This window comes from Jatrophihabitans sp. (genome assembly GCA_036399055.1).
In the GTDB taxonomy this organism is placed as follows: domain Bacteria; phylum Actinomycetota; class Actinomycetes; order Mycobacteriales; family Jatrophihabitantaceae; genus Jatrophihabitans_A.
Genome location: DASWNX010000039.1, coordinates 1 through 24,796, shown reverse-complemented (window position 1 = coordinate 24,796; position 24,796 = coordinate 1). Strand labels below are relative to the sequence as shown.

At 68.5% G+C, this 24,796-nt stretch carries 16 protein-coding genes; 12 read left to right on the top strand and 4 right to left on the bottom strand.

Translation table 11 applies throughout. From position 1 onward, the window contains the following. Positions 1-116 precede the first annotated feature (116 nt). From VGB75_17635 to VGB75_17595, 9 genes are all read left to right on the top strand, one after another. Positions 117-938 (top strand): TIGR03084 family metal-binding protein, encoded by an 822-nt coding sequence (locus VGB75_17635; protein ID HEY0168871.1) that lies wholly within the window; start codon positions 117-119, stop codon positions 936-938. A gap of 49 nt (positions 939-987) precedes the next feature. Beyond that, a complete protein-coding gene (locus VGB75_17630; protein HEY0168870.1) occupies positions 988-1,557 on the top strand; it encodes a DUF5987 family protein in 570 nt (189 codons plus the stop codon). Then, positions 1,554-3,209 carry a GMC family oxidoreductase gene (locus VGB75_17625; protein ID HEY0168869.1) on the top strand — a complete coding sequence of 552 codons (1,656 nt, stop codon included), beginning with the start codon at positions 1,554-1,556 and terminating at the stop codon, positions 3,207-3,209. The genes VGB75_17630 and VGB75_17625 overlap by 4 nt, the downstream gene beginning before the upstream one ends. Positions 3,210-3,241: 32 nt before the next feature. Next, complete coding sequence (locus VGB75_17620; GenBank protein HEY0168868.1) at positions 3,242-4,309, top strand: hypothetical protein; 1,068 nt, start codon at positions 3,242-3,244, stop codon at positions 4,307-4,309. 375 nt (positions 4,310-4,684) lie between these two features. After that, positions 4,685-6,673: a CRTAC1 family protein gene (locus VGB75_17615; GenBank protein ID HEY0168867.1), complete on the top strand. Its 1,989-nt coding sequence runs from the start codon at positions 4,685-4,687 to the stop codon at positions 6,671-6,673. Then, complete coding sequence (locus VGB75_17610; protein HEY0168866.1) at positions 6,670-7,677, top strand: enediyne biosynthesis protein UnbU; 1,008 nt, start codon at positions 6,670-6,672, stop codon at positions 7,675-7,677. Before VGB75_17615 ends, VGB75_17610 begins: the two co-directional genes overlap by 4 nt. Further along, positions 7,674-13,583, top strand: coding sequence for an SDR family NAD(P)-dependent oxidoreductase (locus VGB75_17605; protein HEY0168865.1), 5,910 nt, complete (start codon positions 7,674-7,676; stop codon positions 13,581-13,583). The genes VGB75_17610 and VGB75_17605 overlap by 4 nt, the downstream gene beginning before the upstream one ends. 2 nt (positions 13,584-13,585) lie before the next feature. Beyond that, entirely contained in the window at positions 13,586-14,065 is a 480-nt protein-coding gene (locus tag VGB75_17600) for an acyl-CoA thioesterase (protein ID HEY0168864.1), read from the top strand. A gap of 256 nt (positions 14,066-14,321) precedes the next feature. Next, complete coding sequence (locus VGB75_17595; protein HEY0168863.1) at positions 14,322-14,975, top strand: winged helix-turn-helix transcriptional regulator; 654 nt, start codon at positions 14,322-14,324, stop codon at positions 14,973-14,975. Between the two features lie 77 nt (positions 14,976-15,052). Here VGB75_17595 and VGB75_17590 read toward each other — a convergent pair whose 3' ends face one another. Continuing rightward, positions 15,053-15,925 carry an alpha/beta hydrolase gene (locus VGB75_17590; protein HEY0168862.1) on the bottom strand — a complete coding sequence of 291 codons (873 nt, stop codon included), beginning with the start codon at positions 15,923-15,925 and terminating at the stop codon, positions 15,053-15,055. A gap of 432 nt (positions 15,926-16,357) precedes the next feature. On the opposite strand from VGB75_17590, the gene VGB75_17585 reads away from it, so the two are divergent. Both VGB75_17585 and VGB75_17580 read left to right on the top strand, forming a co-directional pair. After that, positions 16,358-17,539 carry an acyl-CoA dehydrogenase family protein gene (locus VGB75_17585; GenBank protein ID HEY0168861.1) on the top strand — a complete coding sequence of 394 codons (1,182 nt, stop codon included), beginning with the start codon at positions 16,358-16,360 and terminating at the stop codon, positions 17,537-17,539. A gap of 1,651 nt (positions 17,540-19,190) precedes the next feature. Then, a complete protein-coding gene (locus VGB75_17580) occupies positions 19,191-20,030 on the top strand; it encodes a helix-turn-helix transcriptional regulator (GenBank protein ID HEY0168860.1) in 840 nt (279 codons plus the stop codon). A 118-nt stretch (positions 20,031-20,148) separates the two neighbouring features. Here VGB75_17580 and VGB75_17575 read toward each other — a convergent pair whose 3' ends face one another. The 3 genes from VGB75_17575 to VGB75_17565 all read right to left on the bottom strand — a co-directional run bounded on the left by VGB75_17575 (position 20,149) and on the right by VGB75_17565 (position 23,656). After that, positions 20,149-21,531 (bottom strand): cytochrome P450, encoded by a 1,383-nt coding sequence (locus tag VGB75_17575; protein ID HEY0168859.1) that lies wholly within the window; start codon positions 21,529-21,531, stop codon positions 20,149-20,151. Between the two features lie 4 nt (positions 21,532-21,535). Further along, positions 21,536-22,498 (bottom strand): DUF1702 family protein, encoded by a 963-nt coding sequence (locus tag VGB75_17570; protein HEY0168858.1) that lies wholly within the window; start codon positions 22,496-22,498, stop codon positions 21,536-21,538. 192 nt (positions 22,499-22,690) lie between these two features. Continuing rightward, positions 22,691-23,656 (bottom strand): DUF1702 family protein, encoded by a 966-nt coding sequence (locus VGB75_17565; GenBank protein ID HEY0168857.1) that lies wholly within the window; start codon positions 23,654-23,656, stop codon positions 22,691-22,693. A 330-nt stretch (positions 23,657-23,986) separates the two neighbouring features. Between VGB75_17565 and VGB75_17560 the strand changes: the two genes are divergently transcribed. Continuing rightward, the coding region (locus VGB75_17560; GenBank protein ID HEY0168856.1) for an IS481 family transposase at positions 23,987-24,796 on the top strand (810 nt) is incomplete at its 3' end.

Sequence of the window (24,796 nt, the reverse complement as noted above, 5' to 3'; positions counted from 1 at the left end):
GGCGCTGCAGGACGCTCGATCAGACAAACCGGCACGGAGCGACAACCGGCACGGAGCGACAACCGGCACGCAGCGACAACCGGCACGCAGCGACGCAGCGGCGAGAGGACGATCACGTGATCCAGCACCCGGACCCGACCGAGGCATTGACAGCCGAATGTGACGAGCTGGACGAGCTGCTGGCCGGCTTGGCCGACGAGCAGTGGAAGCTGCCCACCCCGGCGCCTGGCTGGACCGTGGCACATCAGGTCGCGCACCTGGCCGCGACGTTCCGGATGGCCGGGCTGTCCGCCTCCGATCCGGATGCCTTCATCGCGCTGATGCGAGGACTCGACCCGGACTTCACCGTCAGCGTGGCCAACGCGTTGAGCCAGTACCTGCCCCACCCGCCCGAGGTGCTCTTCAGCCGCTGGCGGGCCGAGCGGGCCGCCGCGATGCAGGCGCTGGCCTCGGTGCCCGCGGACCAGCTGGTGCCGTGGCTGGTCAGACCACTGCCGCGCGGCATCCTGATGATGGCCGGGATGACGGAGGCTTTCGCGCACGGCCAGGACATCGCCGACACGCTCGGCGTCCAGCGTCGCCGCACTGACCGCATCAGATTCCTCGTCGCGTTCGCGGTGCGCACCTGGGACTTCGGTTACCTGGCTCGCGATGAGCCCGTCCCGGACGTGCGATTCCGTTTCGAGCTGACCGCGCCCTCCGGCGCCCAGTGGCAGTTCGGTCCCGAGGACGCCGACCAGCGGATCAGCGGCCCGGCGGAGGACTTCTGCCTGCTGGTCACCCGCCGCCGGCACCCCGAGGACCTCGCGATCACCGCCGTCGGCCCGGACGCCCAGCACTGGCTCCAGATCGCTCAGGCCTACCGAGGACCGGCCGGCCAGGGTCGCCGGCCCGGGCAGTTTCACCACCACCTGAGCACGCTGGCCGCCCGTCGCTGAGGCGGCTCCGGGCCAGAACCAGCTACCGGCGCAACAGGAGAGGCTTGCGATGGAACCGACTACCTCCGACGAGGAGCAGATCAAGGTGATGACCCTCGAGGCCTTCGCCGACACGATCGTTCCCGGGAACAAGCGCTGGCCTGGTGACCGGGCGGTGGCAGGGGTGTCCCATGACGGCGGGGCGGTGGCGGCGGGCGCCGTCGAACTGCTCGAATCCCCGGCGGGTGGGTTGTCCCTGTACCTGCCCATCCTGGCCGCGATGCTCAACGGCCACGCCCGCGAGTACGCGGGCGAGCAGGGAATCGAGCTCGATGACAGCGTCCCGGCCTTCGTCAGCCTCGACTACGACCACCGGGCCGCCCTGGTGCTGCGGCTGACCGCCGGGGATCACCCGGAGCGCCAGGGCTGGGTGAACCTGGCGATGTTCTCCACCATGTCCTTCGACAGCGGCGCGCACCTGCACACCGTCGACGCGCTGGCCGGCGGACACCCCGGCCTGCTGACCCTCGGCTTCAGGCCGCCGGACGCCGACGGCCTGTGGCGGTTCCCCGACTACACCTACGGCCGTCAGCTCGCCGAGATCCATCCGGCCACCACCGCTTCTGGGAGTCCCGCATGAGCAGCACCGAAAGCACCGACGTCCTCGTCATCGGCAGCGGCTTCGGCGGCGCGATCGCGGCCTACCACCTGGCTGCCGGCGGCGCCCGGGTGGTGGTGCTCGAACGCGGCCCATGGCTGGAGGCCGAGGACTTCGAGCATGACTTCGCACTCGGCTCGTCCACCACCCGGATGCTCGACTTCACCGTGGGCGAAGGCATGAGCGTGCTCAGCGGCAACTGCGTGGGCGGCGGCAGCGTCGTGTACTTCGCCACCATGCCGCGCGCGCCGCGCTTCATCTTCGACCGGCAGGGCAGCGTCGGCCGTCGGATGTGGCCGGCCGCCGTCAGTCGGGACAGCCTGGAGCCCTGGTATGACCGGGTGGCCGAGTCGCTGCCGGTCACCAAGCAGACGTGGGAGACCGTGCCCTACGCCGGCGGGCTGTGGGCAGCGGCGTGCGCCAACGCCGGTCACACCTGCAATCCGGCTCCGGCCGCGGTCGACGTCTCGCGGTGCGTCAACTGCAACTGGATGATGTCGGGCTGCAAGTTCGACGCCAAGCGCTCACTGCTGCTCAACTACCTTCCCGCCGCGCTCGCGCACGGCGCCGAGATCCGGCCGCTGCACGAGGTCCAGCAGATCACCCGCGATTCCGACGGCGGCTACCGGGTGCACTACAACACCCTGGACGAGGTCGACTACCGCGAGCAGACCGGCAACGGCGTCATCGACGCCAAGCTCATCGTGCTGGCGGCCGGCTCGGTGGCGACACCGGTCATCCTGCGGCGCTCGGAGCCCAGCCTGGGCACGATGCCGGAGGCGGTCGGCAAGTACTTCTCCGGCAACGGCGAGCGCCTCAACACCGCCGTGCTGAACGAGGACCGGGTTCGTGACGTGCTGGGCCTGAACCGCGGTGGCGGCAAGGCCTTCGAGGCAGGGCAGATCGGCAAGGGCCCGGTCGCCGCGTGCTGGGACTGGCAGGACGGCTCGCTGCCGGAGTACGACCGGTTCTCCCTGGAGCAGCTGTACTTCCCACCGGGGCTGGGCACCACCCTGGCCCAGGTGGCCGACGCCACCGGACCGACCTGGTTCGGCAAGGAGAAGAAGGAGATGCTGCGGCGCTGGCAGTCCTGGCTGACCGTCTTCATCATGTCCGAGGACGACAACGAAGGCGTCTTCGGACCGCCGCCGCCTACCGGTAGCTCGATGCGGGTGTCCCAGCAGATGTTCGGTCTGGGCCCGCTGAGGTACCAGCCGACCAAGAACACCCTCAACGGCTGGGCCAAGGGAGACGCCGCGGTCAGGAGCATCCTGGAGAAGGACGGCCTGGCCAAGGTGATGCCCTGGACCAATGACGTGGTGGGCGCGGTCACCGTGCACCCGCTGGCGTCCTGCCGGATCGGCGACGACCCGAAGACCTCGGCGCTGGACGCTGACCACGAGCTGCGCGGTCATCCGGGCATCTTCGTCACCGACGGCTCGGCGGTGCCCGGCGCGCTGACCGTCAATCCGGCGATGACCATCGCCGCCCTGGCCGAGCGGGCCATGCCGGCGATCATCCGGGCGGCCCAGCGACGCGGTGTCGACGTCCGCTATGGCGCCCCGTCTCCGGACGGCGCCGTCAGCGCCCGCAACCAGGCCGACAAGGCAGCCGCTCGGCTGCTCGCCGGCTGACGTCGGCCCATGTGCACCCACTAGGAGCGTCGATGGCCAAGTCACTTCTGCAGAAGGCGCTTCGCCGATCGCTGGATCGCATCAAGCACGTCACCCCGGCCCGAACAGGCGGCGCTGACGACATGGTGACCAGGGTCTACCGGCAGGCCGAGCGGGACTTCGGCATGCTGGCGCCGCCGGTGGCGCTGCACTCGCCGGCGCCCGGGCCGCTGGCCGCCAGCTGGATGATGCTGCGGGAGCCGCTGCTGGCTGACGGCCAGGTCTCGCGGGGCGCCAAGGAAGCCGTCGCAGCGGCCGTGTCGCTGGGCAACGCGTGCCCGTACTGCGTCACGGTGCACTCGGCGACGCTGTCCGGGCTGCTGGGCGGCCCGACCGCGGCCGCGGTCACCTCCGGCGACATGGACTCGATCGCAGATCCTGACGTGCGGGCGCTGGCCCAGTGGGCGCGCCGGTCGGGGATGCGCCCAGACGGCCGACCCCAGGACGCGCCCTTCTCTCTGGAGCAGGCGCCCGAGATCGCCGGCGTCGCCGTCTCCTTTCACTACGTCAACCGGATGGTCGACATCTTCCTCGACGACTCGCCACTGCCGCCGGCCCTTCCCACGCTGGCCCGCGGCGGCGTTCTGCGGGTGCTCGGACGGTTCATCAGCGCCACCGCCGGTCATCCTCATCAGCCGGGCGCCTCACTGGAGCTACTGCCCGCGGCGCCGCTGCCGCCGGAGCTGTGGTGGGCGGCCGGCAGCCCGCACATCGCCGAGGCGTTCGCCCGCGCGAGCGCAGCCATCGAGGCGGCCGGTCACACGCACGTCCCGACACCCGTGCGGACTGCGCTGCGGTCACGGTTGGCCGGCTGGGACGGCCGGCAGCTCGGCCTGAGCCGGTCCTGGGTTGAGGAAGAGGTGCTGGCGCTGCCGGCCGGCCAGCAGGCCAGCGGCCGGCTCGTGCTGCTCACCGCGCTGGCGCCCTTCCAGGTCGACCAGTCGGTCATCGACGCCTTCGGCCGCGAGCAGCCCGGTGACCAAGCGCTGATCGCCACCACCTCGTGGGCCAGCATGGCAGCCGCCCGCCAGATCGCCAGCTGGTTGCAGATCAGCTGCTGAGCGCGCCTGGCGCAGTCCTCGATCGCCGGCTGCGTCGCCGGCTGATGACAGGCGCCTGGCGCCCGCTGGGCAGTTCGACCCGGAGCTCGTCGGATTCGTTATCGCCTTGAAAACATGTTGAAAGACCATCGGCGTTAGCCGGGCAAGGTGGGAGAGGCCAGCGAACCGGCCGGGTCGCATTCTTGATCGACGAAGGTGGCCAATTCACAACGGTAGGCGATGGCAGGCAGGCAAAGCGGCGCCTGAGGCCTTGTCCTGTTGCTCACAGCAGGACGGTGGCCCAGGCGTCGCCTCGCGTCGCGCTTGCACTTCGCACCGATCCCCCCGACAGCAACGTCAATGCAGTCGATCTTGTTACTCCGCGAAGGGTTAATCATGGCAGTGTCCCGTGAACGTGTCCGCAAGCTGGTTCCCGGCCTGGTGGCCGCCGTGGTCCTGGTCTCCCTGTACGTGGTCGCTCAAAGCCGGGTGGCGACCTACGGCGCGGAGACAGTGGCGAGCAAGTACAAGTTCAAAGAGCTGCCCATCGCCATGCCTGCCGGCTACAACGACCAGAAGATGGAGACCATCCGCCCGGTCAACCGCGCATACGCCAAGATCGCGGCCTGGATCTCCTCGGTCGGCGCCAGCATCGCGATCAATGACCTGGTGGGCAACGGGCGCTCGGACGGCATGTGCATCGTGGACACCCGGACCAACGACGTGATCGTCACCTACACGCCGACCGCGGTGGCGGCGGACCGGTTCTCGCCGTTCGTGCTCGACCCCAGCCCGTTGCCGATGGACGCCGCGATGGCGCCGACAGGCTGCAACCCTGGCGACTTCAACGGCGACAGCCGGATGGATTTGCTGGTCACCTACTGGGGCCGGACCCCCATCCTGTTCCTGGCCAAGAGCAGCGCCACCACCCTGTCCATGGCCTCCTACCGGCCCCAGGAGCTCATTCCCTCGCAGTCTTTGGACGGCAGGTACCACGGCCCGCGGTGGAACACCGACGCCGACTATGTCGGCGACCTCGACGGCGACGGCCACCCCGACATCATCATCGGCAACTACTTCCCCGAGTCCGACGTGCTCAATCCCCACGGCCAGAACAACGTCGAGATGAACAACTCGCTGTCCACCGCCAAGAACGGCGGCGGTGACCGGGTGCTGCGCTGGCACAGCGCCACCTCCGGCGACAAGCCGACCGTGCACTACATCGAGCAGCAGGCCGCCATCCCCTACCAGGTCTCCACCGGGTGGACGCTGGCCATCACCGGCGCCGACCTGACCGGCAGCGGGCTGCCTGACATCTACATCGCCAACGACTTCGGCCACGACCACCTGCTGTACAACATCTCGACCCCGGGCGACATCAGGTTCAAGGAGGCCAGCGGGCAGCGCGCGCCGACGACTGCCAAGTCCTTCGTGCTCGGCAAGGACTCGTTCAAGGGAATGGGCGCGGACTTCGGTGATCTCAACCGCACCGGCAAGTTCGACCTCGCGGTCAGCAACATCACCGCCAAGTGGGGCCTGCAGGAGAGCAACTTCATCTTCATCAACCAGGCCAAGGACCAAGCCGAGATGAAGAAGAAGCTCGACGCCGGCATCGCGCCCTTCGAGCAGCAGGCCGTCAAGTACGGAATGGGCTGGACCGGCTGGTGCTGGGACGTCAAGATGGGCGACTTCCTCAACAACGGTGACCTGTCCGTCCTGCAGGCGACCGGCTTCGTCAAGGGCAAGATCGACCGGTGGCCATGGCTACAGGAGATGGCCATGACCAACGACGACCTGCTCAGCAACCCCGCGATGTGGCCGAACGTCGGCCCCGGTGACGACGTCGCCGGCAATCAGCACATGGCCTTCTACGCCAAGAACTCCGATGGCAAGTACGTCAACATCAGCTCTCAGATCGGAACCGATGTGCCCATTCCGAGCCGCGGGCTCGCCACGGCTGACACCACCGGCACCGGAGCCCTGGACTTCGCGATCGCACGGCAGTGGGGGCCACCGGCCTTCTACGCCAACCAGTCTCCGAACAAGGGCAACTACCTCAACCTGCACCTCTACCGCCCTGCCAGTGACAGCAGCGCGGTAGCTGGCAAGGGACTGGCCAATATCGGGGCGCCGGCCTACAACGCGACGGTGACCGTGACCACCCCGGACGGAAAGAGGATCTCTCAACTCGACGGCGGCGGCGGTCACGGCGGCTTCCGGAGCTTCGAGGTCCACTTCGGCCTCGGTGACTTCAGCGCAGAAGCCGACGTGGAGCTGCAATGGCGCGACGTCGACGGCCGACTGCACAAGCAACAACTCAAGATGACGCCTGGCGTCCACTCCCTCGTCCTGACGGACACTGTCCAGGAGGTATCAAGCCGATGACCGCCACTATCCAGCAGCAACCGGCTGCGCCTAGCCCATCGCCGCTGGTCGCGGCTCCAGCGCCGGCCGGCAAGCCCAAGGCCGACCCTCGCTATATCGCGCTGCGCAACTTCGCCATCTCGATCAGCGTTCTCAACATCTTCGGCTACGCGTGGCTCGGCTTCGAGCAACCGTGGTTGTGGCCGATCCTGTCGGTGCTGGTGGGCTATTCCACAGAGATCTTCTTCGAGACCATCAGCGCGTGGGTGCACCGGCGGCAGCCGAAGTACCGGGGCAACGGCTTCCGCGGCCTCTACGAGTCACTGCTGCCGGCCCACATCACCAGCCTCGCCGTCAGCATGCTGCTTTACACCAACAACCAGTTCTGGCCGGTCGCCTTCGGCGTGGTGGTGGGCGTCGGCGCCAAGCATGTCCTGCAGGCGCCGATCGCCGGGCGGATGCGGCACTTCATGAACCCGTCCAACTTCGGCATCACCGCGGTGCTGCTCTGCTTCAGCCACTGGTGCAGCATCGCCCCGCCTTACCAGTTCACCGAGAACGCCAACACATTCTTTCGGGTGATGATCCCCCTCATCATCGTCACCTCCGGAACGGTGATCAACGCCATGCTCACCCGCAAAATCCCCCTGATCGTCGGCTGGCTGGGCGCCTTCGCCATCCAGGCCTTCGTCCGGCATTGGATCTGGGACGTCTCGCTGTTCTCCGCGCTCGGCGCGATGACCGGAGTCGCCTTCGTGCTGTTCACCAACTACATGATCACCGACCCCGGCACCACGCCGTTCAAGGCTCGCAGCCAGTTCATGTTCGGCGCCTCGGTCGCCTTCGTCTACGCGGTGATGATGCAGTTCAACGTCGTCTACACGCTGTTCTTCGCCACCACCGCGGTGTGTGCCCTGCGCGGTCTGGGCTGGTGGGGCGCGCACTTCATCGCCAAGTCCAAGCAGCGTCGGGCCGCAGGCGCCGAGCGCTCCATCAGCCAGGCCCCCGCGGCGGTGGCGGTATGAGCGCCGATCGCATCGCAGTCGTCGGCATCTCCTGCCGCTACCCCGACGCCGACTCCCCCGAGGACCTCTGGAAGAACGTGCTCGCCGGACGACGGGCGTTTCGCCGGCTGCCCGACGAGCGGATGCGGCTGGAGGACTACTACTCCCCCGACCCCGCCGCACCTGACCGGTTCTACTCGCAGAAGGCAGCGGTCATCGAGGGTTTCGAGTTCGACCGGGTGAAGTACCGAGTCGCCGGAAGCACCTACCGCTCCACCGACATGACGCACTGGCTGGCGTTGGACACCGCCGCCCGGGCGCTGGCCGACGCCGGGTTCGCCGATGGCCAGGGCCTCAAGCGTGAGAGCACCGGCGTGGTGATCGGCAACAGCCTGACCGGCGAGTTCAGCCGGGCGAGCATGATGCGGCTGCGCTGGCCCTACGTCCGGCGCACCGTCGGGGCCGCCCTGCGCGAGCAGGGCTGGGACGACGCCGCGCTCAGCGGGTTCCTCGATCAGCTCGAGACCCGCTACAAGAGCCCGTTCGCGCCGGTCGACGAGGACATGCTGGCCGGCGGGTTGGCCAACACCATCGCCGGACGGATCTGCAATCACTTCGATCTCAACGGGGGCGGCTACACCGTCGACGGCGCCTGCTCCTCATCGCTGCTGTCGGTGACCACCGCGTGCAACGCGCTGGCCGAAGGGCAGCTCGACACCGTGATCGCCGGCGGGGTCGACCTGAGCATCGACCCGTTCGAGGTGATCGGATTCGCCAAGACCGGCGCGCTGGCCACCACCGAGATGCGGGTGTACGACAAGGACTCCAACGGGTTCTGGCCTGGTGAAGGCTGCGGAATGCTGGTCCTGATGCGTGAGCAGGACGCGATCGAGCAGGGACTCAAGCGCTACGCCAGCATCGTCGGTTGGGGTTATTCCTCTGACGGCAAGGGCGGGATCACCCGGCCCGAGGCAGCCGGTCACCAGCTGGCCATCAAACGCGCTTATCGCAGCGCCGGATTCGGCTTTGAGACGGTGGGTTATCTCGAAGGCCACGGCACCGGGACCGCGGTCGGTGACGCCACCGAGTTGCGGGCCTTCTCCACGGCCCGCCGGCTTGCCGACCCCGACGCCCCGCCGGCCGCGATCAGCACGCTCAAAGGCAACATCGGGCACACCAAGGCGGCTGCGGGGGTCGGCGGCCTGCTCAAAGCCGTCCTGGCCGTCCACCACCAGGTGATCCCGCCGGCGACCAGCCACATCAATCCGCATCCGGAGCTGCAGGGTGAGCGTCCCGCGCTGCGCGTTCCCAGCTCGGCCGAGCTGTGGCCGGCCAGCGGGCCGATCCGAGCCGGGGTGTCCTCGATGGGCTTCGGCGGGATCAACACCCATGTCGTCCTCGAGCAGTCCGACGGCGAGCGCCGGACCGAGATCGCCCCGGAGGTGGCGCGGCTGGTGCGCTCCAGGCAGGACTGCGAGCTGCTGCTGATCGACGCCGACAGCATCGCCGACCTGCGTGGCAAGATCAGCCAGCTGGCGGCCATGTCGACGCGGATGTCCTTCGCCGACCTCGGTGACCTGGCCGGCACCCTCGAGGCCGGCCTCGCCGACCGCCCGATCAGGGCGGCGGTGGTCCTCAACAGCCCCGAGCAAGCCGAGCGCCAGTTCGGCAAGCTGCTGATGCTGCTGGACAACGGCGCCAGGTCTGTGCTCGACCCCGACGGTGGTGTCTTCCTCGGCGCCGCCGGCGGCACACCGCGCATCGGGTTCCTGTTCCCGGGCCAGGGCGCCGGCCGACGCAGTGACGGCGGCGCCATCGCCCGCCGCTTCGAGGTGGTCCAGGAGCTCTACCGCGATCACCCGCTGCCGGCGGGCGCAAGCTTGGCCGACACCGCGGCGGCCCAGCCGAGAATCGCCACCTCGTCGGTGGCCGGACTCCGGCTGCTGGACCTGCTCGGGATCGAGGGCGTGGCCGCTGCCGGGCACAGCCTCGGTGAGCTGACCGCGTTGCACTGGGCCGGCGCATATGACCAGAGCGCCCTGCTCTCGCTGGCAGCCGCTCGTGGCCAGATCATGGCTGAGACCGGCCGCAGCGACGGCGCGATGGCAGGCGTGATGGCCGCGCCCGAGCTGGTCACGCCGATGCTGGCAGGCGAGCCGGTGGTGATCGCCGGTTACAACGGCCCCCGCCAGACCGTGGTGTCCGGCCCGGCCGACGCCGTCGATCGAGTCTGCGCCAGGGCCGCGGCCCAGTCGCTGACCGTGATGCGGCTGCCGGTGTCCCACGCCTTCCATTCGGAGCTGGTGTCGGCGGCTGCCGAGGCGTTGCACAGCCACCTGGAGGGCCACCGGTTCTCACCGGTGCGGCGCCGGGTGGTGTCCACGGTGACCGGGGACACCCTGGCCGCCGACACCGACCTGCCGGGCCTGCTGGCCCGCCAGGTCCGCGAGCCGGTGCGCTTCGCCGAGGCGGTGACGGCCCTGGCCGGTGACGTCGACCTGCTGCTCGAGGTCGGTCCGGGCACCATCCTGCGCGGTTTGGCCAGCGAGATCGCCCCGTTCGTCCCGACCATCTCGCTCGAGACCGACAGCGACTCACTCGCGGGCCTGCTGCGGGCGGTCGCTGCGTGCTACGTCCTCGGCGCGCCGGTCCGCCATGCCGAACTGCACCGCGATCGGTTCACCAGGGTCCTCGAACCCGGCAAGCAGTTCCGGTTCTTCGCCAGCCCCTGCGAGCAGGCGCCGACCGACGAGCTGGGGATGCCAAGACCGGCAGCCACGCCGGCGGCTCCGGCCGTCCGGGCGCTGCCATCGCCTGCCCCCCGGCCACCGGCGCCGGCGGCGCCCGACAGCGTCCCGTCGGGCCAGCCTGAGGCTCAGGCCACGCCGGCGGAGGCCGTGCCGGACGGGCCGCCGCAGAGCGCGGTGGACGTCCTTCGCCGGCTGGCTGCCGAGCGGGCCGAACTGCCCTTGGAGGCGGTCAGCGCCGGCAGCCATCCGCTGGATGAGTTGCACCTGAGCTCGATCACGGTCGGCCAGATCGTCAACCAGGCCTCGCGTGAGCTGGGGCTGGCCGCCCCGATGGCGACCTCGACGTTCGCCACCTCCACGCTGGCCCAGCTAGCCCAGATGCTCGATGATCTGGGCGGAAGCGCTCTGGCGCAGGAGGAGCCCACGGCCGCGGCGCTGGGGGTCGCGCCTTGGGTGCGGGCCTTCGCGATCGACCAGACGCCGGCAGCGGCCGGACCAGCCGCCGGGCCCGCGGGCGCTGGGAGCTGGCAGGTCTTCGCCAGTGAACGGCATCCGCTGGCTACCGAGCTGCGGCAGGCCTTGCAAGGTGCTCAGCTCGGCGACGGAGTCGCGCTCTGCCTACCGCGCGATTGCGATGAGAGCCATGTGCCGCTGATGCTGGCCGCCGCCAAGGCGGTGCTGGCATTGCCGTCGCCGGCCCGCTTCGTGGTGGTCGGTGACCGTCGCGGCGCGGCTGGCCTGGCCAAGACCCTGTGCCTGGAGTCGCCGACGGTGTCGACCACGGTGATCACCCTGCCGTTGCCGCTGGATCTGACTCCTGACCAGGTGAGGACCGCGGTGCGCCGCATCATCGCCGACGTCGTCGCCACCGACGGCTTCAGCGAGGTCGGCTACGACGCTGCCGGAACTCGCCGGGTTCCGGTGCTGCGCCCGTTGCAGCTCGGCGCCGGCGCTGAGGGCCGCTCGCCGTTGGGTCCGCAGGACGTCCTGCTGGTCACCGGCGGCGGCAAGGGGATCACGGCCGAGTGCGCGCTGGCGTTGGCCCAGGGCACCGGCGCGGCGATCGGACTGCTCGGCCGGTCCGGCCCGGAGGCCGACTCGGAGCTAGCCGCCAATCTGGAGCGGATGGCCGCGGCCGGAGTGCGCTACCGCTACGTCCGGGCCGACGTCACCTCCGCCGATGAGGTGAAGGCCGCGGTCGAGGAGATCCGAGGCGCGCTCGGACCGGTCACCGGCGTCCTGCACGGCGCCGGCCGCAATGAGCCAAAGCCCCTGCTCAACCTCGACCAACCCTCGTTCGAGCGCACGCTGGCGCCCAAGATCAGCGGGCTGGAGGCAGTGCTCGCGGCAACCGATCCGGGCTCGCTGCGGCTGCTGGTCACCTTCGGCAGCATCATCGGCCGAGCGGGCCTGCGGGGTGAGGCCGACTACGCCACCGCCAACGACTGGCTCACCGACCTGACTGCCCGGGTGGCCGAGGACTACCCCCATTGCCGGTGCCTGGCACTGGAGTGGTCGGTGTGGTCAGGCTCGGGCATGGGTGAGCGCCTGGGGGTGCTGGAATCGCTGATGCGGGAAGGCATCTCTCCGATCCGGACCGAGGACGGCATCGAGATTCTGAACAGGGCGCTCGCCGATCCGAGCGCGCCCACGACCATGGTGGTGATGGGCCGCGCGGAGGGACTGCCGACGATCACGTTCGAGCAGCGCGAGATTGCGCTGTCGCGGTTCCTGGACCGGACGCAGGTGCACTACCCGGGCGTGGAACTGGTCGCCGAGGCCGACCTGTCGGCCACTGCCGACCTCTACCTCGCCGACCATCTGCTCGACGGCGACCTGCTGTTTCCGGCGGTGCTGGGAATGGAGGCCATGGCGCAGGCCGCGGCAGCCCTGACCGGCAACGAGCGGCCACCGGTGCTCACCGACGTGGAGTTCCTGCGCCCGATCGTGGTGCCGGCGCAGGGCCGCACCACGATCCGTATCGCGGCGCTGGTCACCGACAACGGCGACGTCGAGGCGGTGATCCGCAGCAGTGACACCGGTTTCCAGGCCGACCACTTCCGGGCGATCTTGCGGTATTCGGAGAGCCTTCCTGAGACGGTCGGCTCGAGCGGGCGGTCGGAATTGCTGCCGCTTGATCCGGCGCGGGAGCTCTACGGCTCGATCCTGTTCCAGGGCGGCCGGTTCCAGCGGCTGCTGGGTTACCGGCAGCTGGCTGCCAAGAGTTGCGTGGCCGAGATCGGCAACCAGCCCTCGCAGGACTGGTTCGCAGGCTTCCTCGCCCAGGATCTGGTGCTGGCAGACCCGGGGACCCGCGACGCCCTGATGCACGCTATCCAGTGCTGCGTGCCGGAGGCGACGCTGCTGCCGGCCGGCATCCAACGGCTGTATCTGGCCGACCGCCGCGACGTGCTGGCCCAGGAGAAGGTCACGCTGCATGCGGTGGAACGCCTGCGTGAGGGTGACACCTACCTCTACGACCTCGACGTCTGCGATCTGGCGGGCAAGCTGGTCGAGCGCTGGGAAGGCTTGCGACTGCAGGCGGTCCGCAAGCAGGACGGAACCGGTCCGTGGCTTGCCAGCCTGCTGGGGCCATATCTGCAGCGGCGCGCCGAGCTGATCCTGGGCGACCTCGACCTGCGGTGCGCGGTGCTGCCAGACGGGGCCTATCCGGCCCAGGGCCAGACTGCTCGGCGCGAGCAGACCGCCAAGGCGCTCGGCTGGGCGCTGGGCGAGCCCACGACGGTGCGCTACCGCCCGGACGGCAAGCCCGAGGTCGACGGTGGCGTCGAGGTGTCGTCCTCGCACTCGGCCGGGCTGACCTTCGTGGTGGCAGGCGGCTCCAAGCCGGTCAGCTGCGACGTGGAAGTGGTCATCGGCAGGTCCGAGCAGGACTGGGCCGAGCTGCTCGGCCGGGAGCCGTTCGCCCTGGCGCGGTTGCTGGCCGCCGAACAGGGTGAGGAGCTGTCGCTGGCCGCCACCCGGGTATGGGGTGCGGTGGAGTGCCTGCGCAAGGTGGGCCGGGCTCGAATCGAGCCGATCACGGTCGAGGAGCAGCGGGCCGACCGCTGGGTCGTCCTGCGTTCGGGCGCCGCGCGGATCACGACGTTCCCGACCACGGTTCGCGATGTCAAGGACCCAGTGGTGTTCACGATGCTGAGCGAAGGCGGGAACTGACGATGCGGCAGTACTACGAGTACCGGCACCTGGTCGGCTTCGAGGAGACGAATCTGGTGGGCAATGTCTACTACGTCAATTACCTGAGGTGGCAGGGCCGCTGCCGGGAGATGTTCCTGCGGGAGCGGGCCCCGGCAGTGCTGAAGGACCTGCAGAACGACCTGAAGCTGTTCACGCTCAGATGCGAGTGCGAGTACCTGGTCGAGATCACCGCCTTCGACGAGCTCTCGATCAGGATGCGGCTGGAAGACCTGACCCAGACCCAGATCGGTTTCGCCTTCGACTACGTCCGGCTAGGCGACGACATGGAGGTGCTGGTGGCCCGGGGCCGGCAACGGATCGCGTGCATGCGCGGACCGAACACCGACACCAAGCCGACCCGGGTGCCAGAGTCCCTGCGCGCTGCTCTGGCGCCGTTCGCGACGACCTCCTTCGGCCCGGCGGGGCAGGCGCCCACTCTCGCCGGCGTCCAGCAGATCTGACGGGGGGATCGGGCTGATCGGTGGCGCCCGGCCGCATGGGCCGGGCGCCACCCAGGCACGGCAGCGGGCACGGACTCTGAGTCGCTGAGGACGTCGTCGCTGGTGCTAGCAAGCCATTCATCCTCAGGCGTACTTAATCGCCCTGCTGATAACGAAAGCAAACGCACGCTAGAGTCTGCACGCTTTCGCGGATATTTCATAACATAATGCGCCACTTTGCCACTCTCTCAAAACAAGCAAGCTGTAGAGTTCGGCTATGGCACGACGAAGCTATGGGCAGATCTGCGGGCTCAGCCGTGCCCTGGAGATCGTGGGCGAGCGCTGGGCGCTTCTCATCATCCGCGACCTGATGATCGGCCCAAAGCGTTTTACCGACCTGCGGCAGGGACTGCCACGCATACCGACCAACGTGCTCTCAGCCCGGCTCAAGGAGTTGGAGCACCACGGAGTGCTGCAGCGGCGCATCCTGCCCCGCCCTGCGACGGCCGTCGTCTACGAGCTCACCCCCTACGGCCGTGAACTCGATGACATCCTGCTGGCGCTGGGGCGGTGGGGCAGTCAATCGCTGGGCCCTCCGGACGCCGATGACATCTACACCGCCGACTCGCTGATGATGGCCATGCGCGCCTCCTACCAGGGCGGCTGTTCCTCGGCCGCCCCGGAGCCGGTCACCTACGAGTTGAGGGTCACGGGGGTCGTCATCGGCCTGACCGTGCAGGACGGCCAACTCGGCGTCACGGACGGCCCGCAGTCCGAGCCTGACCTGGTGATAGAGACCGGCCACGGTTTCGCCGCCCTGCTCACGGGCAGAATCAGCGCGGCAGAGGCTCTGGAGAACGGCAGTGTGCACGTGACCGGTGACCCCGAGCTGTTGTCCGAATTCGCCAACACCTTCCGGATCGGTCCCTAGGCCACGCAGGTCCAGCAAGCAGCAGGCCCACCGTCGAGTGTCGCTCGCGGCGCCGCCGTTGCGCCGGCCGATCAGCCTCAGCTGAGCGACAGCACCCGGTCCACGGCATTGGCGAACTCACCGGGCGCGGTTGCGAATCCCTGGTGTCCGCCCGGAAATTCCACGACGTCCACGCCGAGGCGGTGCGCCAGCTCACGCGCGGCCTCGTGAGGCGCCTGGCCCCGGGAGGTCGCCCCCACTCCGATCACGATCCGGCCCCCAAGCCGGCTCAGGGCTTGGATATCAGGCAGGTAACCCGCCGCCTGGCGGATCTGATGAGCGAAGAAGTGGTCCAGGTTCGCCTGCGAGCGGCGCATCAACGCGCGGGTCCGCGCCGACATCCGGACCTGCGGTGGCTGGCCGGCCGGTGGTGTGGCCAGCTGCCCGAGCTTGGCGACGCCGGGGCCGGGGACTGCCTCGATGCCGTCCAGAAAGCGGCCCATCGCCGCGCCGGCGCCGGCGCTGCGATGCAGCTCCTCCAGCTCGCCGACGAAGTCCTGCCATTGCTGGCTGTAGGGCAACAGCGCCATCGCCGCCGGCTCGTGCGCGACCAGAGCCCGCACCTGCTCAGGATGGCGGGCCGTGAGCTCCAACCCGACCAGGCCCCCGCCACTGGAGCCGAGCACGTAGGCCGGCTCCGAGCTGAACGCGGCCAGTATCCGGTGCGCGTCATCAGCCAGCGCCTCGATGCCGACGTCCTCGGCCGGCCCGTCGAGCTCACTGCGCGACAGCCCCCGCATGTCATAGGTCACTGCCCGGTACTTGCCTGAAAGACGAGTGGCCAGGCCGGACAGGACTCGAGCGTCGGCGGCCGCGCCCGCGATCAGCAGCAGCACCGGTCCCGAGCCCGTGACCTCGCAGTGCAGCCGCGCTCCGGGCACCGCCACCGTCTCGGTCCTGGTCGAGCTCATGCGACGGCCTCTCTGCTGTAAGCCGGTGTGGCAGCGACATCATGCCCGACAGCCGCCCGCCCTGGCGCCGCAGGGCCGGGCGGCTGTCGCTCAGCGTGGCGTCCTCCCGCGGCCGGGCGTGACGCAGATCCTCGCGATCGCCGTTGCTGATTCGCGCGCGCAGACAAGTCGGTTGCGATATGGCCGCGTACGCCTGGCGCCCCCGTCAGCCGGCCTGCGCCTGGCAGGACGCGCGCCGCTACTCCGCACTGGGAGAGATGCCGGACAAAGCCGAGGGGTGCGACGGTCTAACCGGAACTCCGAGCGCTGCCGTGGGCTTGGTGGTCCAGCGCAGACCCACCCGCGCGGGCGGTCTCTGCTTCGAGCATCGCCGGTGATGACAAGCGCTGAACGAACAGCTCTTGGAATCGGATACCTGTCTAGGAGGAAAATGTGTTGACGACCGAAGTTCCGACGCGGTCTGAGCTGGTCCATCGAGCTTCGGAACTGACGCCGCTCATCCAGCAGCATGCTGCCTGGGCTGAGGAGAACCGGCGGATCAGCGACGTGGTGATCGACGCCATCGCCGCTGCCGGCATGTTCCGCCTCCGGACACCGGCGCGATACGGAGGCTACGAGGCCGACACCCGCACCCTGGTGGAGGTCGCCGCCCAGCTCGGCCGGGCGGACGGCTCCACCTCGTGGGCGGCGTCGGTGTACTGGATCCCGACCTGGATGGCATGCCAGTTCCCCGACGAGGTGCAGGACGAGGTGTTCTCGACCCCGGATGTCCGGATCTGCGGAACGCTGAGCCCGACCGCGATGGCCACCCCGGTTGACGGCGGCGTCGTGGTGAACGGCAAGTGGGGTTTCATCAGCGGCGCGCCGCATGCTCACTGGCAGGAGATCGTCGCGATCCAGGTCGGTCCGCACAGCGAGCCGATGCCGGTCATCGCCCTCGTCCCGATGTCTGACCTGACGGTCATCGACGACTGGCACACCTCTGGGCTGAAGGGCACCGGCAGCGTCAGCACCGTCGCGCACGAGGTGTTCATTCCGCAGGAACGGATCATGCCGCTGCCCGCGATACTGCAGGGGCAGGGCGCTTCCACGGTCAACGCCCAGTCCCCGATCTACAACGCGCCGCTGCTGCCGGTGGCCTCGGCCTCCTCCGTGGGCGCCGTGCTCGGCCTCGGATTCGCAGCCAGGGACGCCTTTCTCCAATGGCTTCCGGACCGGAAGATCAGCTACACCACCTACGAGAGCCAGAGCGAGGCGCCGCTGACCCACCTTCAGGTGTCGGAGGCCTCGATGAAAATCGACGCGGCAGAGTTCCACGCGCATCGGCTGGCTTCTGTGGTGGACGCCAAATGCGCCCAGCGCTCGGAGTGGAGCATCGAGGAGCGGGCCAAGGCGCGTGCTGACATGGGCGCGGTGTGCAAGCTGGTCAAGGATGCCGTCGAGATCCTCAGTTCGGCCAGCGGCGGCTCTTCGATCTACTCCCACGTCCCGATGCAGCGGATCTGGCGTGACGTCCAGGCCATCAACCTGCACGCCCTGATGCACCCGGACACCAACTCTGAGCTCTACGGCCGCGTCCTGTGCGGCAAGGAGCCCAACACGCTCTACATCTGAGCGGCATTCGGCCCTGGCGAGGGCAGGCCGCGGCCACTGGGTGGGTCACGAGCGGGGCCCTGGCGCGCCTGCCCTTACCGCGTCCTGCCGACGCCACAGCCTCGCGCTCCGCTCAGTCTCTCAAGCCTCGCGGCGGCACGGCCTCGCGGGCTGCGGCGCTGCGGCTGCAGCGCCGCGGGTGAGCATCAGAGGCGCAGTCTGCCCGCGATCCGAACAGCTCGGGATCAGGCGGAATTCGCCTGCCGCCTCGCCCGCGCCGTGGGTGCACACCCTTTCGCCTCGCACCGACGCGCTGCCGCACGCGCCGCCGCACGCGCCAGCCACTGCGAGCGCGGGCAGACCTGTGACCAGGGCGGCCGCGGACTATTACCCGGCTTTGTGCCCGTCACGGCACGGGCGGTCTTGGCGATCAGCGCGAGGCCGCAGTCGCACTTTTATTGAATATCGACATCGCCGTCTGCGCCGGACGCGCCAGAGCTGGTGGGTTTGGCGGCGTGGGCTGCCAGCCCGCAAGGCCAGCGGCCCGAAAGCGCCGAGCTGAATCGGTGAGTTCGGTGGGAGCCCCTGTGGGACTTGCTGCGCAGAGCCCTTCCGGCCGTCAAGATAAATCATTGAGCGAGGAAACTGTTGAACCCTGGATAATCGGTCCACCTGCCGCTCGACTTGCGCTTCAGCGTCACTGCGCAACGGCTCAGCGACGCCTTGCATTCGATCGGCCAGCCCGGTCACCTCATGCGCACGACTGTGTCCATATGCAATATGAAAATCGTTCGACTTTCACAATATTGCAGACACCAAGTTAGGCCCCCTATACACCATCACAGTTCCGTTGTGCGCCAAGTCGCAGTCTGGCCCGAGCGGGCCGGGGAGCTGGAGACAGGACCCGCCACCTGACGCCGGCCGCCGACGCGGTAGCCACGATGAGGGGGAAACCCCAGTAAAACCAACAGGTTTGGTTGCATACAACTCCCGTACTTGCGCCTGACAAGCAGAATTCCGATCGCCGTCGCCAGTCCAGGACAGCAACCCCAGGCCGATCTTGGAGTGTCTCCACCGGCCGGGTCGCACTGCTCTCCCAGGCTCAGTAGCGCTCGCTTCCGGCCCTGCAAGGCCGTATGCGGTCCCAGTTCAGCACTAGCGAACACCACTTCCAGAGAGCCATCCAGTGCCCGAAATAGAGCTTCGTGCAGACACTAAGGTTCGCTTCTTCTAATGTGCGCAATCTGCTCCAAACCTTTCCTTTCAGCGTCCGGAGCGGCAGACTAAAGTTGGCCCACAGCGACAGGCCACATGCTGTGGGTAACGTCCGAAGTCGGTATGTCGCTTTTACATACATGCTGCTAAGGTCGGCTTCCACGAGGCGGCTAATGCAGCAAATACTCATTACGAATGCCAGGTGGGCACATTTATGTCTTTGTCCAGACCCATTAGCATAATAGCCGAGTCGAAATATGCCGAGCGACATATTGCTCTTGGCTCGATGATCTTTGACTTTGCTCTGAGTCAGGCGTCTTGCCGTTACGGAATCAACGTGGTGGCGGCTGGTGGCGGACGCCGTGATCACCTCCCCACCCTTGCCCCTTCGTTCACCCCCTCGCGCATCAAACAGATGCCGGACTCGCACTTGGTACGACAGATCCAAGGAGGAACTGTGCAAACTGCCGTCGAACGCGTGATCACCAGCATGTGGGAGCGGTACGACGAACCGCTGTCCCTCGAAGAGATGGCGGACTTGGCGGTGTTCAGCCGGTTCTACTTCTCCCGCGTCTTCCGCGGCATCACCGGCACGTCACCCGGCAGGTTCCTGACCGCCATCCGGCTCTACAAGGCCAAAAACCTGTTGTTGGAGACCACCATGAGTGTCACCGACATCTCATACCAGGTCGGCTATAACAGTCCTGGCACGTTTTCCAGCCGATTCACCCGCAGCGTCAGCATCTCACCGGCGCGCTATCGCTACCTGTCCGAGGTCGGCATCCCGGCTCCGCAGGTCATGGCGGCGACCGGCCAGCGCCTTGGTGGGCTGCGAGGCACGGTGACGGCTCCGGAGGCCGACGTGCCGATGAGGGTGTACGTGTCGCTGTTCGACAGCGCCATCCCGCAGGGGACACCGGTCGCATACGCGGTGCTCGACGGCGCCGAAAGCTACCAACTCAACGCAGTGCCGGAGGGGCAGTGGTTCCTTCACGCCACCGCGGTCGCGGTGCGCGATCTGGACCCGCGGCCGTGGACGCGCAGGCCGGTGTCGGTGGCAGCCGGACGGCCGATCAGGGTGGTGGCCGGCCGCACCGTGACCGCGAACATCGAGCTGCGCCCACCGCGGCTGACCGACCTGCCGATCTTGCTGGCTCTACCCGAGCTGGACAGCCGGACGCCGGCGGCGCCCGCAGTGGTGGACGCGCGGCCTGCGCCAGGTCAGCAGCGACGAAGCGCTGCCGACGCCGATTCCAGCACGACCTGGGCCGGCAGTTCCTGCCTGGTGGTGGGCTGAGGCTGCCGGGCTCACGTCCGGCCGCGGGGGCCCACACCGGACAGAGCCTCAGAGCTACAGAGCCTCAGAGCTGGTGCGCCTGCCGGCAGACGCACCAGCTCTACTCCGGTGAGGAAGCTCAAGCGGGCTCGGCGACGGAGCTGACCAGCATCGGCAACCCACCCCGGACCCGCAGTGAGAGCATCGGCTCCGGCGTCACCCGGTAACCGGGCAGCTTGGTCAGCCGCAACTCTCGCACGACCGAGGAGAGGACGAACACCGCTTCCATCATGCCTAGATGGTTACCCACGCAGAACCGCGGCCCGGCGCCGAAGGGGATGTAGGCATAGCCTGGCCGGCTGGTCGTGTCACTCGGATCAAAGCGCTCCGGATTGAAACGCTCCGGATCGGTCCAGAACTCAGGATGGCGGTGCATCGTGTACGGGCAGACCACCACATCGGCGCCGGCCGGCACGTGATAACCGCCGATCTCATCATCGGCCTGCGCCAGCCTCGGCAGGATCCAGACCGGGGGGTAGAGCCGCATCGCCTCTTCGACCACCATCGAGGTATAGGTCAAGCGGCGCAGGTCTTCATACGTCGGCGGCCGGTCACCGAGCACCTCCACGGCCTCCTCGTGCAGCCGCTGCCAGACATGGGGATGCTTGTCGATCAGGTAGAACGTCCAGCCCAGAGTGCTCGCGGTGGTCTCATGACCGGCCAGCAGCAAGGTGACCAGCTCGTCGCGCAGCCGCTGCTTTCCCACGGCCGGGTCCGGTTCACGGCTGGTCGAGTCGATCAACCGCGACATCACGTCATCGCCGTCACCGTCGCCGCGAGCGATCCGGTCTGCCACCAGCGCGTCCACGACGTGCTCGAGGTGGCGCCGGGCCTTGCGAAAGCGCGACTGCTTGGGATGGGGCACCCACATGGGGACCAGTCCCATCGACGCCATCTCGAACATCGCCTGGTCCTGGACGGCCTCGAACGAGTGGCCGACGCCGGCGTAGACGCCAAGGTCGGCGTCGAGCAAGGACTGCCCCAGCACCCCCAGGGTGAGCCCGGTCATCTCCTGCATGATGTCAACCGGTCCGCCGCCGTCGTAGCGGCGCAACCGTTGCACCAACCTGCCCGCCTCGACCGCGATCACGCCGGCCTGCTGGGCGATCCGTTTGGCCTTGAACACCGGTTGGATTATCTTGCGCTGCTTGCGCCACAACTCGCCGTCACTGGTCAGCAGGCCGTCGCCGATCGCTCGCTTGGCTTGGACCAGGCCGATGCCCTTGTGGTAATTGCCGGCGTTGTCAGCCAGGACATGCTTGGCGTACTCGGGATTGTTGAACAGGTACAAGGTCTTCGGGCCGATCGACAGGCGAACCGCGTCGCCGTAGTTCGACGCCGCCAGGTTCATCAAACCCAGCCGGTCCGAGGTCAGCTTGGTGAGCAGTCCGAGGGTGGCAGAGCGGGGCGGTCCGGGCGGCGTGCGCCGTGGCAGAGCGAGGGTGACGGTCGATTCGGCCATCAGGCTAGACCCGTCCGAGGCTGACGAAGGAGTCAGCGATCCGCTGCCGCCACAGCTCGTAGACCGGCAGGTCATCGGCCGCCGGCCCCTCAGGACGAAGGTCGGCGCTGGCCTGGGAGGCCTGCTCCGGGCTCATGCCGCAGAACACCTCGGTGGCCAGGCGGGTGTGCGGGGTCACCAGGCCGGCTTCCAGCCGGGCGGTCGCGGCGAAGGCAGAACCCTGAGCGACCTGCGGGCGGTGCTTGCCCGCGCGATGCCAGAACGCGAGCAGCTCCTGCTCGTCAGCGCCACCGGCGTAGGTGGCCGCCAAGCCGGCGCCGCTCCACAAGTCGGGCTGGCGGGACTCGGGGAACTTCTCGATCATGCTGGCCACCAGCTCGGCCTCGGCGCCTCCGACGAACCACATCGCCCGGCCGATGCCCTGATCGATCGCGTGATTGGCATACCACTGCTGGCCTTCGGCGGGCCACGGGAACTCCGGCTCCTGGTACTGCCGGGTCACGTACTTGTCGGTCTTGAAGTAGGCCTGATGAAAGCCGAAGCCATCCAGCACCAGCCATCGCATCAGCGGATCGGCGACGGTGACCCTCGACCACCGAAACCGTGGCAACCTCGCCATCGCCCAACCCACCCCGATGTAGGCCATGTAGGCGTGCTGGGCGCCCCGGCCGGCCAGGAACTCCGACACATGACGGGAGCCGCCGATCGGCAGGCCGTCCAGCACCGCGTAGCCCATCGCCGCGCCTTCGTAGCCGAAGCCTCGAAACTGCGGGGCGATCTGCTCCAGCCGCTGCTCGCACTCAGCTACCGTCCGCGCCTGGACGGCGTAGCCGTAGCCGGTGAGGAACGTCGCGCCCACCGTCTCCAGCAACTGCTTGGCCGCCTGGTCCTTCTCGTTGAAACCACGGACATCCAGCTTCGTCGCGGACATGTTCGGGGTAAGGATGCGACGCCGTAGCGCTCTCAAGCCGGGCAATTTATTCTCCCTCGACGGGTCTTCTCACGACCGGATTCCTCGATGAACGAATGCTGTCAGCGGCAGGGGCGGGGCGCTTACTCCGTCGTGCCTACTCACCGGGGCCACGGCGGCGGGCCTGTCCTGTCAGCCTCTGGGGGTTGGCAGGCGGCGGACTCCTGTCGGTGACGTCGTGAGCCGGACTCAGACCGCCGCGACCTGCTCACGGATGCGCCGGCGCCAGATCTCGTAGGCCGGCAGCGACCCGCTGGCCAGGGATGTGACCTCGGTGCGGTCGGCCAGCGCGTTTGCGCCCTCGATGGACAGGTGGGTCAGTTGCTCGTTGGCCTGCACCGTGTGCTCGGGGACGAAGCCGGCGTAGGCACGGGCCTTGACCGCGAACACCGACCCGAGCGCGAGCTCTGGCCAGTAGTCACCGGCAGACTTGCGCAGCTCGGCCAGCCCGGCGCGCGGGCAGCCACCGGCGAACGTCGCCGCCAGACCCACCCCGCTCCACAGGTCAGCCTGCCGGCCCGGCGCGAAGCGACGGACCGCCGTGCTCACCTTGGCCGGGTCCGCGCCGCAGATGAACCACAGCGCCCGGCCGATGCCCTGGTCCACCGCGCGCGGGAAGTACTCCGGCGAGCCTTGCCATGGATAGGCAGCCGGGATCTCCTGCCGGTCGACCCAGCGTTCGGTCTGGAAATACGCGCGGTCAAAGCCGTAACCGTCGACCGCCAGCCAGCTCATCGTCGGGTGATAACGCGAGGCCAGGTCAGGCAGCGCTTTCTTCCAGAGTGGCCGCGGCAACCTGGCCATCGCGAACCCAATGCCTATGTAGGCAAGCAGAATGTACTTCTCGCCGGCCCCGCTGAGCAGCTCACGGGTGCGGTTGCCCCGGACGGCGTCGAGGATGGTGCACGCCATCGCCGCGCCCTCGTAGGCGAAGCCGCGCTGCTCCTCATCTACCAGGCGCAGCCTGCGCCTGACGTCGGTGAGATCGCGGGCGGCGATGGCCCACTCGAATCCGCACACCACAGCCTGCGGCACGGCTTCGAGCCGGTCGGTGGCCGGTGTCGGGCTCACCCCGAACCCCCTGCCGTCGAAGCTCACCTCCTCCAGTGACGGGGCCAGCACCAGTCCTCGAACCGAACCCAGAATCGTCGGCACTGTCGCTCCTCATGTCTTACCGGCCTGGGCGCGCTCCCCGCCACCTGTCCGGGCGGTCGATCCGCTCTGGACAAAACACTGACCGCCGTCGACGTCCGGCGCTTGTCAGCGATTGCCGTGCTGGTCGCCAGCCGCTGCCCGGATCTCATCCACCGCTTGATCCGGACGCCGGCGACCCCCGGTCCAGAGCCGGTTCCCACGTTGCCCTAGCTGTGATGCCCAGGGACGTTGTCCCGTCTGAGCTGACGTCGGCCTGTCGTTGAGACGAGGGAAGGCCTCCGGTTGTGAAGTGGAGCTGTCTAGGAACCGCTTCACTGACCGGAGGCCTTCGTGTCCCACGCTAACGCTGCTCTGACCCCTCGCGCCCGACTCCGACTCGCGATGTTGATCGTCGAAGGCGGGTGGACGTATTCGAGCGCGGCGAAGATGTTCATGGTTGCCCCGCGCACGGCCCGTAAGTGGGCCGATCGTTACCGCCTCGAAGGCCCGGCCGGCATGCTCGATCGCAGCTCACGGCCACGCACGAGCCCAGCCAAGACGCCGCCGGCCATGGTGCGGCGGATTGTGCGGCTGCGGTGGCGGTCGCGGCTCGGGCCTGTGCAGATCGCCGGCCGGCTCGGCCTGCCGGCCTCGACGGTGCACGCGGTGCTGGTCCGCTGCCGGATCAACCGCCTGAGCCGGATCGACCGGGTCACCGGCGAGCCGATCCGCCGCTACGAACACGATCACCCCGGCTCGCTGATCCACGTCGATGTCACCAAGTTCGGCAACATCCCCGACGGCGGCGGCTGGCGCTACGTGGGCAAGGAGCAGGGCCGCCGCAACCGGTGGGCGACCGCGGCACGCACCGCGACACCCCGTGCCGGCTGGGGCGGCCCGCTCCTGGGAACTGGCTACGTCCACACCGTGATCGATGACCACTCCCGAGTCGCTTACGCCGAGATCTGCGCCGATGAGAAAGCCGACACCGCCATCGCCGTCCTGCAACGCGCGACCGCCTGGTTCGCCGACCGCGGCGTCACCGTCGAACGCGTGCTATCCGACAACGGCTCGTCTTACCGCTCACACGCCTGGCGTGATGCCTGCACTCGGCTAGGCATCATCCACAAACGCACCCGCCCCTACCGACCACAGACAAAC